This is a genomic window from Rahnella sp. AA, from assembly GCF_002834385.1.
In the GTDB taxonomy this organism is placed as follows: Bacteria; Pseudomonadota; Gammaproteobacteria; order Enterobacterales; family Enterobacteriaceae; genus Rahnella.
Genome location: NZ_PITQ01000019.1, coordinates 1 through 12401 on the forward strand (window position 1 = coordinate 1; position 12401 = coordinate 12401).

14 protein-coding genes and 1 riboswitch are annotated in these 12401 nt (G+C 53.2%); of the genes, 8 read left to right on the forward strand and 6 right to left on the reverse strand.

What is annotated here, in order from left to right; translation table 11 throughout:
• From CWS43_RS27650 to purD, 3 genes are all read left to right on the forward strand, one after another.
• Positions 1-315 (forward strand): hypothetical protein (locus tag CWS43_RS27650; RefSeq protein WP_232777235.1); only part of this gene is annotated, 315 nt, incomplete at its 5' end.
• Positions 316-448: 133 nt separating this feature from the next.
• Positions 449-2038, forward strand: coding sequence for a bifunctional phosphoribosylaminoimidazolecarboxamide formyltransferase/IMP cyclohydrolase (purH, locus tag CWS43_RS26275; RefSeq protein ID WP_101080103.1), 1590 nt, complete (start codon positions 449-451; stop codon positions 2036-2038).
• Positions 2039-2084: 46 nt separating this feature from the next.
• Complete coding sequence (gene purD, locus CWS43_RS26280) at positions 2085-3374, forward strand: phosphoribosylamine--glycine ligase (RefSeq protein WP_101080104.1); 1290 nt, start codon at positions 2085-2087, stop codon at positions 3372-3374.
• Positions 3375-3446: 72 nt separating this feature from the next.
• Here purD and CWS43_RS26285 read toward each other — a convergent pair whose 3' ends face one another.
• The 6 genes from CWS43_RS26285 to nudC form a co-directional block, all read right to left on the reverse strand.
• Positions 3447-4142 (reverse strand): DUF1481 domain-containing protein, encoded by a 696-nt coding sequence (locus CWS43_RS26285; RefSeq protein ID WP_101080119.1) that lies wholly within the window; start codon positions 4140-4142, stop codon positions 3447-3449.
• 9 nt (positions 4143-4151) lie between these two features.
• Positions 4152-4424, reverse strand: a complete 273-nt coding sequence (gene hupA / locus CWS43_RS26290) for a nucleoid-associated protein HU-alpha (RefSeq protein WP_013577396.1) — start codon at positions 4422-4424, stop codon at positions 4152-4154.
• 190 nt (positions 4425-4614) lie between these two features.
• Entirely contained in the window at positions 4615-5205 is a 591-nt protein-coding gene (locus tag CWS43_RS26295) for a YjaG family protein (RefSeq protein ID WP_101080105.1), read from the reverse strand.
• Between the two features lie 70 nt (positions 5206-5275).
• Complete coding sequence (gene nfi / locus CWS43_RS26300) at positions 5276-5956, reverse strand: deoxyribonuclease V (protein WP_101080106.1); 681 nt, start codon at positions 5954-5956, stop codon at positions 5276-5278.
• An 11-nt stretch (positions 5957-5967) separates the two neighbouring features.
• A complete protein-coding gene (hemE, locus tag CWS43_RS26305; protein WP_101080107.1) occupies positions 5968-7032 on the reverse strand; it encodes a uroporphyrinogen decarboxylase in 1065 nt (354 codons plus the stop codon).
• Between the two features lie 71 nt (positions 7033-7103).
• Positions 7104-7889, reverse strand: coding sequence for an NAD(+) diphosphatase (gene nudC / locus CWS43_RS26310; RefSeq protein WP_101080108.1), 786 nt, complete (start codon positions 7887-7889; stop codon positions 7104-7106).
• Positions 7890-7987: 98 nt separating this feature from the next.
• Between nudC and rsd the strand changes: the two genes are divergently transcribed.
• The 5 genes from rsd (at position 7988) to thiS (ending at position 12401) form a co-directional block, all read left to right on the forward strand.
• The gene (rsd, locus tag CWS43_RS26315; protein WP_101080109.1) at positions 7988-8497 is read left to right on the forward strand and encodes a sigma D regulator; all 510 of its coding nucleotides are present in this window, start codon (positions 7988-7990) and stop codon (positions 8495-8497) included.
• A gap of 80 nt (positions 8498-8577) precedes the next feature.
• Positions 8578-8704: riboswitch (TPP riboswitch) on the forward strand.
• A gap of 144 nt (positions 8705-8848) precedes the next feature.
• Positions 8849-10813 carry a phosphomethylpyrimidine synthase ThiC gene (gene thiC / locus CWS43_RS26320; RefSeq protein ID WP_101080110.1) on the forward strand — a complete coding sequence of 655 codons (1965 nt, stop codon included), beginning with the start codon at positions 8849-8851 and terminating at the stop codon, positions 10811-10813.
• On the forward strand, positions 10810-11463 hold the full coding sequence (gene thiE, locus CWS43_RS26325) for a thiamine phosphate synthase (RefSeq protein ID WP_101080111.1): 654 nt from the start codon (positions 10810-10812) through the stop codon (positions 11461-11463). The genes thiC and thiE overlap by 4 nt, the downstream gene beginning before the upstream one ends.
• Positions 11456-12220: a HesA/MoeB/ThiF family protein gene (locus tag CWS43_RS26330; RefSeq protein ID WP_101080112.1), complete on the forward strand. Its 765-nt coding sequence runs from the start codon at positions 11456-11458 to the stop codon at positions 12218-12220. The genes thiE and CWS43_RS26330 overlap by 8 nt, the downstream gene beginning before the upstream one ends.
• Complete coding sequence (gene thiS, locus CWS43_RS26335; RefSeq protein ID WP_101080113.1) at positions 12201-12401, forward strand: sulfur carrier protein ThiS; 201 nt, start codon at positions 12201-12203, stop codon at positions 12399-12401. The genes CWS43_RS26330 and thiS overlap by 20 nt, the downstream gene beginning before the upstream one ends.

Genomic DNA, 12401 nt, shown 5'->3' on the forward strand with positions numbered 1-12401 from the left:
GTGTCAACCGTTTATTTCATCCGGTTGCCGCTGTTTTTAATCTTTCCGACCCGGTTACTTCGTGATGTTGTTCACGTTGTTCCCTGTCGATGGAGCGGCATTATAGGGAGTTCTCAGCAGGCCGCAAGGGCTAATTTTAAGAAAAAATACCGTTTGCTGCATTACACAGCAAACACACCGCTTATACCGTGTTTTGCACAGATTTATCCACAGATGCGCAGGAATCTCAAATTTTGCGAGCGTCGCGCAATCGTTTTCGCTACAATTTCGCGCGTCAGTTTTCGACACCTGTTACGGGTGATAAATGAAAAGTAAGTCGCCAGAGGGGAGTTATCTGAGCTCAATCCCGCGTTTTTCTGCAAATTGCTCTATATAGAGAGAAGAAAACGCTCATTGAATTCCGATAACGCTCTTTATTGCGACTCCAAAGCCAAGGATATAAACCACCATGCAACAATCTCGTCCAATCCGCCGCGCCCTGCTCAGTGTTTCTGATAAAGCCGGTATCGTAGAATTCGCCCAGGCTCTCTCTTCGCGTGGCGTTGAATTACTTTCCACTGGCGGCACCGCCAGCCTGTTGGCAAAAGCCGGTCTGCCAGTCACAGAAGTGTCTGACTACACGGGTTTCCCGGAAATGATGGATGGACGCGTCAAAACCCTGCACCCGAAAGTTCACGGTGGGATCCTCGGCCGTCGCGGGAAAGATGATGAAATTATGGCGCAGCACGCGATCGCGCCAATCGACATGGTGGTCGTAAACCTTTATCCATTCGCGCAAACCGTCGCACGCCCGGATTGCTCACTGGAAGATGCGGTAGAAAACATTGATATCGGCGGCCCGACCATGGTCCGCTCGGCGGCGAAGAACCACAAAGACGTGGCGATCGTGGTGAAGAGCAGTGACTACGCTTCTATTATTGAAGAGATGGATGCCAACAGCAGCTCACTGACGCTGGCAACCCGTTTCAATCTGGCGATTAAAGCTTTCGAGCACACCGCGTCTTATGACGGCATGATTGCCAACTACTTCGGTACCATGGTTCCGGCTTATCACGGCGATACCGAATCTGCGTCTGGTCAGTTCCCGCGTACCCTGAATCTTAGCTATATAAAGAAACAAGATATGCGTTATGGCGAGAACAGCCATCAGAACGCCGCCTTCTATATAGAAGAAAGCGTCAGCGAAGCTTCCGTTGCTACCTCAACCCAACTTCAAGGTAAAGCCCTTTCCTATAACAACATTGCAGATACCGATGCGGCACTGGAATGTGTGAAGGAATTTGCAGAGCCTGCGTGTGTGATCGTCAAACACGCGAACCCTTGCGGCGTTGCCATCGGCGACAATATTCTGGCTGCTTACGAACGAGCTTATCAGACTGACCCGACTTCTGCTTTCGGCGGCATTATTGCCTTCAACCGCGAGCTTGATGCTGAAACCGCGAAAGCGATCATCAGCCGCCAGTTTGTGGAAGTGATCATCGCCCCGTCAGTCAGCCCTGAAGCGCTGGTCCTGACTGCGGCAAAACAAAACGTCCGCGTTCTGACATGCGGCCAATGGCAAGGGCGCCAGAAAGCGCTGGACTTTAAACGTGTCAATGGCGGCCTGCTGGTTCAGGATCGTGATTTGGGCATGGTTAACGCCGGTGACCTGCGCGTTGTTTCCCAGCGCCAGCCAACTGAGCAGGAACTGACTGATGCACTGTTCTGCTGGAAAGTCGCTAAGTTCGTTAAATCCAACGCTATTGTTTATGCACGCGACAAAATGACTATCGGTATTGGCGCAGGCCAGATGAGCCGCGTTTACTCTGCGAAAATCGCGGGGATTAAAGCCGCTGACGAAGGTCTGGAAGTCGCAGGTTCCGTGATGGCATCCGATGCCTTCTTCCCGTTCCGCGACGGTATTGATGCAGCCGCAGCGGTAGGCATTACCTGTGTGATTCAGCCTGGCGGTTCAATCCGTGATGACGAAGTTATCGCGGCCGCAAACGAACACGGTATCGCAATGCTGTTCACCGACATGCGCCATTTCCGTCATTAATTTTCTTTTAGCGGGTGCGATGCGCCCGCTCACCCGGAGTCCTCGAATGAATATTTTAATTATCGGTAACGGCGGGCGTGAACATGCACTGGCATGGAAGGCATCGCAATCTCCTCTGGCGGACAAAGTTTTTGTCGCACCCGGAAACGCCGGTACCGCACTGGAACCTCTGCTGGAGAATATCGATATCGCTGCAACGGATATCGCGGGTCTGCTGGCGTTCGCCAAAAGCAATGATATCGGCCTGACGATTGTCGGCCCGGAAGCCCCGCTGGTGATTGGCGTGGTCGATGCATTCCGCGCTGCTGGCCTGAAAATTTTTGGCCCTACGCAGGAAGCCGCGCAGCTGGAAGGCTCAAAAGCTTTCACCAAGGATTTCCTGGCACGCCACAATATCCCAAGCGCGGATTACCAGAACTTTACCGAAATCGAACCGGCACTGGCTTATCTGCGCAGCAAAGGCGCGCCGATCGTCATTAAAGCCGACGGGCTGGCTGCGGGCAAAGGTGTCATCGTGGCGATGACATTGAAAGAAGCGGAAGACGCCGTTCACGATATGCTGGCAGGAAATGCGTTTGGCGACGCTGGCCACCGTATCGTTATCGAAGAATTCCTGGATGGCGAAGAGGCGAGCTTCATCGTGATGGTTGACGGCACGAACGTTCTGCCGATGGCAACCAGCCAGGATCACAAGCGCGTCGGCGATGGTGACAGCGGCCCGAACACCGGCGGTATGGGTGCTTATTCTCCGGCACCGGTTGTGACGGATGAAATTCATCAGCGCGTTATGGATCAGGTTATCTGGCCAACCGTGCACGGCATGGCGGCTGAGAACAATACTTACACCGGTTTCCTGTATGCGGGTTTGATGATTTCCGCCGATGGCCAGCCAAAAGTGATCGAATTTAACTGTCGCTTCGGGGATCCGGAAACTCAGCCGATCATGTTGCGTCTGCGCTCGGATCTGGTCGATCTTTGTCTGGCCGGTGCGGAAGGTCGTCTGGGCGAGAAAACATCTGAGTGGGATCCGCGTCCTTCACTGGGCGTTGTGATTGCCGCCGGCGGTTATCCTGCCGATTACAAGACCGGTGATGTGATCCACGGCCTGCCGCTGGAAGAAACGCCGGACGGTAAAGTCTTCCATGCAGGAACCCGTTTGCAGGATGAACGCGTGGTGACAAATGGCGGACGCGTACTGTGCGTGACCGCGTTGGGCAAAACCGTCGAAGCCGCTCAGGAACGTGCTTATGATTTAGCGAAAGATATTCATTGGGAAGGCAGTTTCTGCCGCAAGGATATCGGCTATCGCGCGATTGACCGCGAACGTAATCAGTAATCGTGATTCATTGGGCGATCAAAAAAGGCACGCTTCGGCGTGCCTTTCCTTTATACATATTAGCAAGCGGGATCAGAGATCTGATTCTTTGGGTTCCCACTTACAGAAATCTTCATTTGCGACCAGCAGCAATTCGTTGCCTTCCGGTGCAGTCAGCCAGGCAAGGCCGAGATTGTCGTTACTGCGGCTGGCCCGTTTAGCCAGCCAGACCTGGGAACGGACGGTTAGCGTCGGGGTAACCTGTTCACCTGCGCAAGTGGTGATCAATCCCTGATGCCAGTTAGCCTGTACCAACCTGACATTGCCCGCCTGTAAGGCACTGCTCAGATCGAGAATTTTAGATGCCTGATATTTATAACGCTCGATTTCGTCTGACGATAATCTTTCACGTCGCTCAGGAAGTTGACGCTGCATGAAACTGACATGACCAGCATCATCAAAACGCAGCATCATACCCAAATCAGTTTTCGTTGCGTGCGTTTCCTTGATCAGGTGCAATTGCCCCTGCTGGAATTCATATCGGGTAATGATGGTATCGCCGCCGTAATAGGGGCTATATACGTTGAGAATGGTTTGGGGTTCGTGCTGTGCGCTGTCTTCACGCCAGATCCGGTTGATACCTTGATCACCGACATAACCGCTGGCAAAGAAGAGTTCAGGTGGCTTTTTGGAACTGCAACCCACCAGACCGAGAACCAGTAAACTTGCTACCAGCCTGGGGGCGATAAACTGAAGGGGCTTACAGGCCCCTCCGCTTATTCTTTTCACTGCAAGCAATTACTTAACAGCGTCTTTCAGAGCTTTACCAGAAACGAACGCAGGTACGTTTGCAGCTGCGATTTTGATTTCTTTACCAGTCTGTGGGTTACGACCAGTACGCTCGTTACGATGATTTACCTTGAAAGTCCCGAAACCAACCAATTGTACAGCATCACCTTCTTTCAGAGACTCGGTAATAGCAGACAGAGTAGATTCAAGAGCAACTTTGGCCTGTGCTTTGGAAAGATCAGCTTTGTCCGCAATTACATCAATCAGTTGAGTCTTGTTCATAAGTTATCCTTTACAGTGTGTTTATCGTTTGCAAAGCATCGAGTGCGACGGATATGCCGATTGACAGCACCCTCCTGCATACACGCACCGATAGCCACTTTTTTTACGCCCCCCAAATGTAGACCAGACAGGGTGCGGATGTGAAGCCTTAAGGCACGACAAATCAGGCGTTAAATCACGTTTTCTAGCCTTATTGCGCTAAATTTATGCCAATGTTACTGACAGCGGCTTCACGCAGGTCAGAACGTAACCCTTTTATTAATTCCAGGTCACGCTCTTCACAGTCAGCCAACAGGCGAAAAATCTCCCATTGGATGTCCCATTCTTCTTCAACAGCAGGAATGACTTTCAGCTCTTCATCGGTCATTTCTTTACCGGCCTGAGTCATTTCCAGCATCGCAACGGTACGAATTGATGTTTCACTCACGGCAATGGCGTGAGAAAGCGTTTCGCCACTCAAACGTGAATGAATCAGTTCCCCCAGTGCAATGCAGGCATCAATGGCCGGATAAACACCATAAATGTCGTAATCATCGGAAGAAGGTACCGCTTCCTCCAGTTTTTCGAGCTGTGAGTCAAAATTGACCTTGGCGTCTTTTACCACCAGCGTTTCCCAGATTAAATCCAGGATGCGGCGATAAAGCTGTGCTTCACCAAACCCGGTTTCCAGGCAAAAAGCCTGATAGTTCGGGTACATACGTTCACACAAGCTCGCCATAAACGTCACGTGTTGCCAGCTTTCCAGCTTTTCCAGACGTAAATGAATTGGATTACGTAACATGAGTTGATCTCGTTAACTTTTCTGCGCGGGAGTTTACCTGAAATAAATCAATATCCCTATTCCTTGATTCCTAAAGATCATCACTCAGCCGTTGCCAGCGCTGAAACGCAGGCCGGTTTGATGCCACGGCATCCGCCCAACGGGTTGGCTCTGGCAGACGATATTGCCGCATGCAGCGTTCAACCCAGTAAAGTGACGATTCCATGCTGATGCGATTGCCCGGCGAGATAAACAGCGGATTACAACGCAGTTTGCTGCGCCAGACCCAGCCAATCTGCTCATCGCCTTCATACAGCGCCTGCTGGCTATGCTTTTCATCTCCGACTGGCAGAAACTTGCCACACAAACGGCTCTTGGCCACACCAATCGTTGGCACGTCGATCATCAGGCCAAAATGGCTGGCAACGCCCAGACGGCGCGGATGCGCAATGCCCTGTCCGTCAACCAACACCAGATCCGGGCGCAAAGAAATTTGCTTCCAGGCCTGCAACAGCGCCGGTAACTCCCGGAAGGAAAGGAAACCGGGAATATATGGCATGACGGTTGGAATGCGGGCTATCTGGTATTCCACCAGCTCAAGCGAGGGATAACGCAGAACCGCAACCGCAGCTCGCGTTACTTCGCCACCCTGTTCGAAACCGACATCCACACCCGCGATGAGCGCAGGCGTACTGAAATCAGACGGATCCTGCAGTTCAATTCGATCTGCGAGGATCCGTTGTTCTTCACGTAATGCGCGGGTATCAATCATACGCCTGAGATTTACTCGTGGTATTGCCGGGACAGGCTGTGCACCGCTTCCACAAACGCACCCGCATTTTCGGGTGGAACATCCTGGTGAATGCCGTGGCCCAGGTTAAACACATGACCGTTTCCTTTACCAAAACCGGCCAGAATGGTTTCCACTTCCTGCTCGATGCGTACCGGTGAAGCATAGAGCATGGAAGGATCCATGTTGCCCTGAATCGCCACTTTGTCGCCCACGCGACGACGGGCTTCGGCAATATCTGTTGTCCAGTCCAGGCCCAGCGCGTCACAACCGGTTGCCGCCATCGCTTCCAGCCATTGTCCGCCGCCTTTGGTGAACAACGTCACCGGCACGCGGCGTCCTTCGTTTTCACGGATCAGGCCGTCGACAATCTTGTGCATGTAGTTCAGGGAAAACTCGCGATAATCGCGAGGCGTCAGCACCCCACCCCAGGTATCAAAAATCATGACAGACTGCGCGCCCGCTTTAATTTGGGCATTAAGGTAAAGAATGACGCTGTCAGCCACTTTATCGAGCAAAAGGTGCAAAGTTTGCGGATCGGCGTACATCATCTTTTTGATTTTTGTGAAGGCTTTGCTGCTGCTGCCTTCCACCATATACGTCGCCAGTGTCCACGGGCTGCCGGAAAAACCGATAAGCGGCACTTCACCTTTGAGATTTTTACGGATAGTGCGAACCGCGTTCATGACGTATCCCAGTTCCATTTCCGGATCGGGAACCGGCAATTTTTCCACATCGGCACGGCAGGTCAGCGGAGAAGAAAAACGAGGGCCTTCACCGGCTTCGAAATACAACCCCAGCCCCATGGCATCAGGAATGGTCAGGATGTCAGAGAACAGGATCGCGGCGTCCAGCGGATAGCGGCGCAGTGGCTGGAGGGTCACTTCACAGGCCAGCTCTGCATTCTTGCAAAGCGACATGAAATCGCCGGCTACAGCGCGGGTTTCTTTGTACTCTGGCAAATAACGCCCTGCCTGACGCATCATCCAGACCGGTGTGATATCCACAGGCTGGCGTAACAGGGCACGCAGGTAGCGGTCATTTTTCAACTCATTCATTCTGTCTTTTTCCTTCAGTATTCGGGCCGCCCGAAAATAATCTGGCGGCATTCTACCATGCAACACTCCTGTTACACGTCGTCTTCATCTCTTTCTGCGCGGCACAGAACCACCGTATCTTCAATCAGCCGTCGGGCAATAGTCCCCGGCGGTGGTAACTGTGGCAAGGCATCGAAACGATACCAGCCTGCGTTAAGCAGCTCTTTCGGATCATGCACGATGTCACCGCTGTCATAGTCGGCCATAAACGCCATCATCAGCGAATTCGGGAACGGCCACGGCTGGGAACTCACGTACCGGACGTTTTTCACGCGAATGTTGCTCTCTTCCATCACCTCGCGCGCCACGGTTTCTTCGAGGGTTTCCCCGACTTCAACGAAACCCGCCAGCACCGTGTGGATACCGTTACGATGGCGAACATGCTGCGCCAGCAAAATCTCATCACCACGGCGGATAGCGACAATAATGCAGGGCGCGATTTGCGGATAATACCGTTCGCGGCAATGCCCGCACAGCGCGGCCCATTCCGTTTTACTGACGTGCATCTCGTGGCCGCAGTAGCCGCAGAATTTGTGCGAACGGTAAAATTCAGACAGTTGCACCCCACGCCCGACCAGCTGGAATAGCCCGCGATCCTGATCGAGCATCTGCCGCGCGGACACCATGTGATTGTGCATCACCTGACGCACCATCCACACCGGCTCGCCCTGCCATTCACCAATCTGACGCCCGATTTTTCCCGTCAGAGAAAATTTTTCAGCGCTGCCAAACGGCAGTTCACCTTCAGGCAGCCACAGCTTGCCTTCATAGCTGATGACCCACCAGCCGGTATGTTGTTCTGTAATCTGTAATTCCATAATTGTTGTTGCATAACCTCGACGAGACTGACAATCTGGGGTTGATATTTACATATTAGTAACTTTTGGTTACTTTTTTCTCGCTCACGGAGTCAACCATGCTAAATCGTCTGGAAAGACTGACCCAACGCGTTGGTGGCAGTAATGAGTTAGTGGATCAATGGCTGCACGCGCGTAAAGAACTGCTGGTGTCTTACTGCACACTGGTCGGCCTGAAACCCAATAAAGAAAAACATACACCGCTGAATGAAAAAGCGTTGGACAACTTTTGCCATAACCTGGTGGATTACCTCTCTGCCGGTCATTTCCATCTTTATCAACGGGTCATCGATGAAGTTGAAGGTGCAGAGGTAAAATTACAGGCTGAGAAAATATACCCTGCGCTTGAGCTCAATACTGAAGCTATCATGGCTTTCCATGACAGTTACACCGAAAATGATATTGATGATGATAATGCTTTCGCATTTCATTATGCGTTATCCGATGTGGGTGAAGCACTAGATGCGCGTTTTCAGCTTGAGGATCAACTGATCATTCTGGCCTTTGATCCGAAAAGTCGCAAAGAATTGCCTTCTGCAAACGAAGAGCATCTTGCCAGACCGGCGTAACATGTTCGTTCTGCACAACACGTTGCCACAATAAAAACCCTGCTCAGGGTTGTAGTTTTTAAAACGGCCTCCTATATTGAGGCTTCTTGTCGGAGTGCCTCGTGCAAAATTTCCTCGCGGAGATGATGCCAGGCTGAGACCGTTAATTCGGGATCCGCGGAACCTGATCGGGTTAGTACCCGCGAAGGGAACAAGAGTAATGTTATGCGTTTAGCGCGATTTGGCATCAGCCTGTATACGGCCGCCAGCGTTCAACCGCCCATTTTTACTCCTGCCGTAAACCTCCAGACAAGCAATTTTCCATTACGTTCTGTCACGCTTTTGCCGTGAAAACAACACAAGGAATTTGCTATGTCGAGTACCCAGAAACCCGTTACATCTGAAAAAAAACCCGCTAACCGCCGTGAACAACGCGCACAGGCACAGTCGTTTATCGACAGCTTGCAGGGCGAAGCCTTTCCCAATTCCCGACGTATCTATCTTCAGGGCGACAACGCCGGTATTCGTGTCCCTATGCGGGAAATTCAGCTCAGCCCGACGCTGGTCGGCGGCGGAAAAGACAACCCGCAGTTTGAAGAAAACGAAGCGATTCCGGTTTATGACTCCGCCGGGCCGTACGGCGATCCGTCTGCAACCATCGACGTGCATACCGGTCTGGAAAAATTGCGCGCCCGCTGGATAACCGGCCGCGCCGATACAGAAGAACTTCCGCAGGTCAGCTCCGGTTTTACTCAGCAGCGTCTGGCCGACGAAGGGTTGGATCATTTGCGCTTCGAGCACCTTCCGCGCCCGAGAAAAGCCATTTCCGGTAAAAATGTCACTCAGCTGCATTATGCGCGCCGGGGCATGATTACCCCTGAGATGGAATTCATCGCTATTCGAGAAAACATGGGCCGCGAGCGGATCCGCGGTGAAGTCCTGCGCCAGCAACATCCCGGTGAAAGCTTCGGGGCGCACCTGCCCGCGAATATCACCGCCGAATTTGTTCGTCAGGAAGTTGCCGCCGGTCGCGCGATTATCCCCGCTAACATCAATCACCCGGAATCCGAGCCGATGATCATTGGTCGCAATTTTCTGGTGAAGGTGAATGCCAATATCGGTAACTCAGCGGTGACGTCCTCCATCGAAGAAGAAGTTGAAAAGCTGGTGTGGTCAACGCGCTGGGGTGCGGATACCGTTATGGATCTCTCCACCGGCCGCTATATCCATGAAACTCGTGAATGGATCCTGCGTAACAGCCCGGTTCCGATTGGCACCGTTCCGATTTATCAAGCTCTGGAAAAAGTGAACGGCATTGCCGAAGACCTGAACTGGGAAATGTTCCGTGACACCCTGCTGGAGCAGGCGGAACAAGGCGTGGATTACTTCACCATTCACGCAGGCGTGTTGCTGCGTTACGTGCCGATGACCGCCAAACGTCTGACCGGCATTGTTTCGCGCGGTGGCTCAATCATGGCGAAATGGTGCCTGTCGCATCATCGCGAAAGCTTCCTGTATGAGAATTTCCGTGAGATTTGCGAAATCTGCGCCGCTTACGATGTCTCGCTTTCTCTCGGCGATGGCCTGCGCCCGGGCTCGATTCATGACGCCAACGACGAAGCGCAGTTCGCAGAATTACACACGCTGGGCGAGCTGACGAAAATCGCCTGGGAATATGACGTGCAGGTAATGATCGAAGGGCCGGGGCATGTTCCGATGCAGATGATCCGCCGCAATATGACGGAAGAACTCGAGCAGTGCCACGAAGCGCCGTTCTATACGCTCGGGCCGCTGACGACCGACATTGCGCCCGGTTATGACCACTTCACGTCCGGTATTGGTGCTGCAATGATTGGCTGGTTCGGCTGCGCGATGCTGTGCTACGTCACGCCAAAAGAGCATCTCGGCCTGCCGAATAAAGAAGACGTTAAACAGGGTCTGATCACCTACAAAATTGCGGCGCACGCGGCAGATTTAGCGAAAGGTCATCCGGGCGCACAAATCCGTGATAACGCCATGTCTAAAGCGCGATTCGAATTCCGCTGGGAGGACCAGTTCAATCTCGCGCTCGACCCGGCTACCGCCCGCGCTTATCACGACGAAACCCTCCCGCAGGAATCCGGAAAAGTCGCACACTTCTGTTCAATGTGCGGGCCGAAATTCTGCTCCATGAAAATCACTCAGGAAGTTCGCGATTACGCCGCTGCGCTGGAAGCCAAAGCCCAGCCCATCGAACTCGTGGAATCCGGCATGGCGCAAATGTCTGCAGAATTCCGTTCGCGCGGCAGCGAGCTTTATCACCCTGCCAGCCATTCCACTCCGGAGATCAGTAAATGAATCAGCCCGTTAAAACTTTCCCGTCCGTTCCTTTCCATCTGGGGTTATATCCGGTGGTGGATTCTGTCGAATGGATTGCCCGTCTGCTGGATGCGGGCGTTAAAACACTGCAACTGCGGGTGAAAGACTTACCCGATGAAGACGTCGAACCCGCCATAATCGACGCCATTGCGCTGGGGCGAAAATATGACGCACGGCTGTTCATCAACGATTACTGGCGTCTGGCAGTAAAACATCAGGCGTACGGCGTGCATCTGGGCCAGGAAGATCTGGATACCGCCGATTTACAGGTCATTCTTGATGCCGGTTTACGTCTGGGCGTATCGACGCATGACGATGAGGAGCTGGCCCGCGCCGTGGCGGTCAATCCGTCTTATATCGCACTCGGCCATATTTTCCCGACGCAGACCAAAGATATGCCGTCAGCACCGCAGGGTCTGTCGGAATTAGCCCGACATATTACGCAGCTGAGCGGCAGCTTCCCGACAGTCGCCATCGGCGGGATCAGTATTGACCGTGCGCCGTCGGTGCTGGATTGCGGCGTCGGCAGCATTGCCGTCGTCAGCGCTATCACGCAGGCAACAGACTGGCGAGCAGCCACCGCAGAATTGCTGGCCTTGTGCGCCAGCAAGGTTCCGGAAGATGCTTAACGACGCAGCCTTTATGCGCTACAGCCGTCAACTGATGCTGGAAGAATTCGGCCCGCAGGCGCAGGAAAAGTTACTGGCGGCAAAAGTGCTGATTGTCGGGCTCGGCGGGCTGGGTTCGCCGGCAGCGCTTTATCTGGCGGCGGCGGGCATCGGGACGTTATTTCTGGCTGATGATGATCAGCTCCACATTACCAATCTTCAGCGGCAAATCCTGTACCGCACCGCCGATCTTGATCAGCCGAAAGCCAGCCTGGCGAAACGCGAACTGCTGCGCCTGAATCCACTTTGTGAAGCCGTTGCCATTTCGGAACGGCTCGCAGGAGATGCGCTGCTTCGGGCCATTGGCAATGCCGATATCATTTTAGATTGCAGCGACAATATGGAAACCCGTCACGCGATAAATAAAGCCTGCGTGGATATGGGCAAAACCTTGATCAGCGGCAGCGCGGTCGGATTCAGCGGCCAGCTTCTGGTCATCGAAGCGCCCTATCTGCATGGTTGCTATGCCTGTTTGTATCCGGTTCAGGAAACCGTACAACGCAATTGCCGGACATCCGGCGTTCTCGGGCCGGTCGTCGGAACCATCGGTACCCTGCAGGCGCTGGAAACACTGAAAATACTGGCGGGTTTGCCGAGTTCTCTCAGCGGAAAGCTGCGGTTGTTCGACGGGAAAACGCAAAACTGGCGCTCCCTGCAACTCACCCGGTCACCCGCCTGTTCTGTCTGCGGAGGCCATCGTGAATATTCATGTCAATGATGAACCCCATCATTTCGCCGAACCGCTGACGCTGCATACCCTGCTCAACCTGCTGGCCCTGAGCCCGGCAGGCAGCGCGCTGGCGGTCAATCAGGTCATAATTCCGCGCGATAACTGGCTTTCTCATCAACTGAAAGACGGCGATCAGATTCTGCTCTTTCAGGCGATTGCCGGAGGATGA

Bases quoted from the DNA above. Each gene is read 5' to 3' on its own strand.
- purH (WP_101080103.1), top strand. From the start codon at position 449: ATGCAACAATCTCGTCCAATCCGCCGCGCCCTGCTCAGTGTTTCTGAT.
- purD (WP_101080104.1), top strand. From the start codon at position 2,085: ATGAATATTTTAATTATCGGTAACGGCGGGCGTGAACATGCACTGGCA.
- hupA (WP_013577396.1), bottom strand. From the start codon at position 4,424: ATGAACAAGACTCAACTGATTGATGTAATTGCGGACAAAGCTGATCTT.
- CWS43_RS26295 (WP_101080105.1), bottom strand. From the start codon at position 5,205: ATGTTACGTAATCCAATTCATTTACGTCTGGAAAAGCTGGAAAGCTGG.
- nfi (WP_101080106.1), bottom strand. From the start codon at position 5,956: ATGATTGATACCCGCGCATTACGTGAAGAACAACGGATCCTCGCAGAT.
- hemE (WP_101080107.1), bottom strand. From the start codon at position 7,032: ATGAATGAGTTGAAAAATGACCGCTACCTGCGTGCCCTGTTACGCCAG.
- nudC (WP_101080108.1), bottom strand. From the start codon at position 7,889: ATGGAATTACAGATTACAGAACAACATACCGGCTGGTGGGTCATCAGC.
- rsd (WP_101080109.1), top strand. From the start codon at position 7,988: ATGCTAAATCGTCTGGAAAGACTGACCCAACGCGTTGGTGGCAGTAAT.
- thiC (WP_101080110.1), top strand. From the start codon at position 8,849: ATGTCGAGTACCCAGAAACCCGTTACATCTGAAAAAAAACCCGCTAAC.
- thiE (WP_101080111.1), top strand. From the start codon at position 10,810: ATGAATCAGCCCGTTAAAACTTTCCCGTCCGTTCCTTTCCATCTGGGG.
- CWS43_RS26330 (WP_101080112.1), top strand. From the start codon at position 11,456: ATGCTTAACGACGCAGCCTTTATGCGCTACAGCCGTCAACTGATGCTG.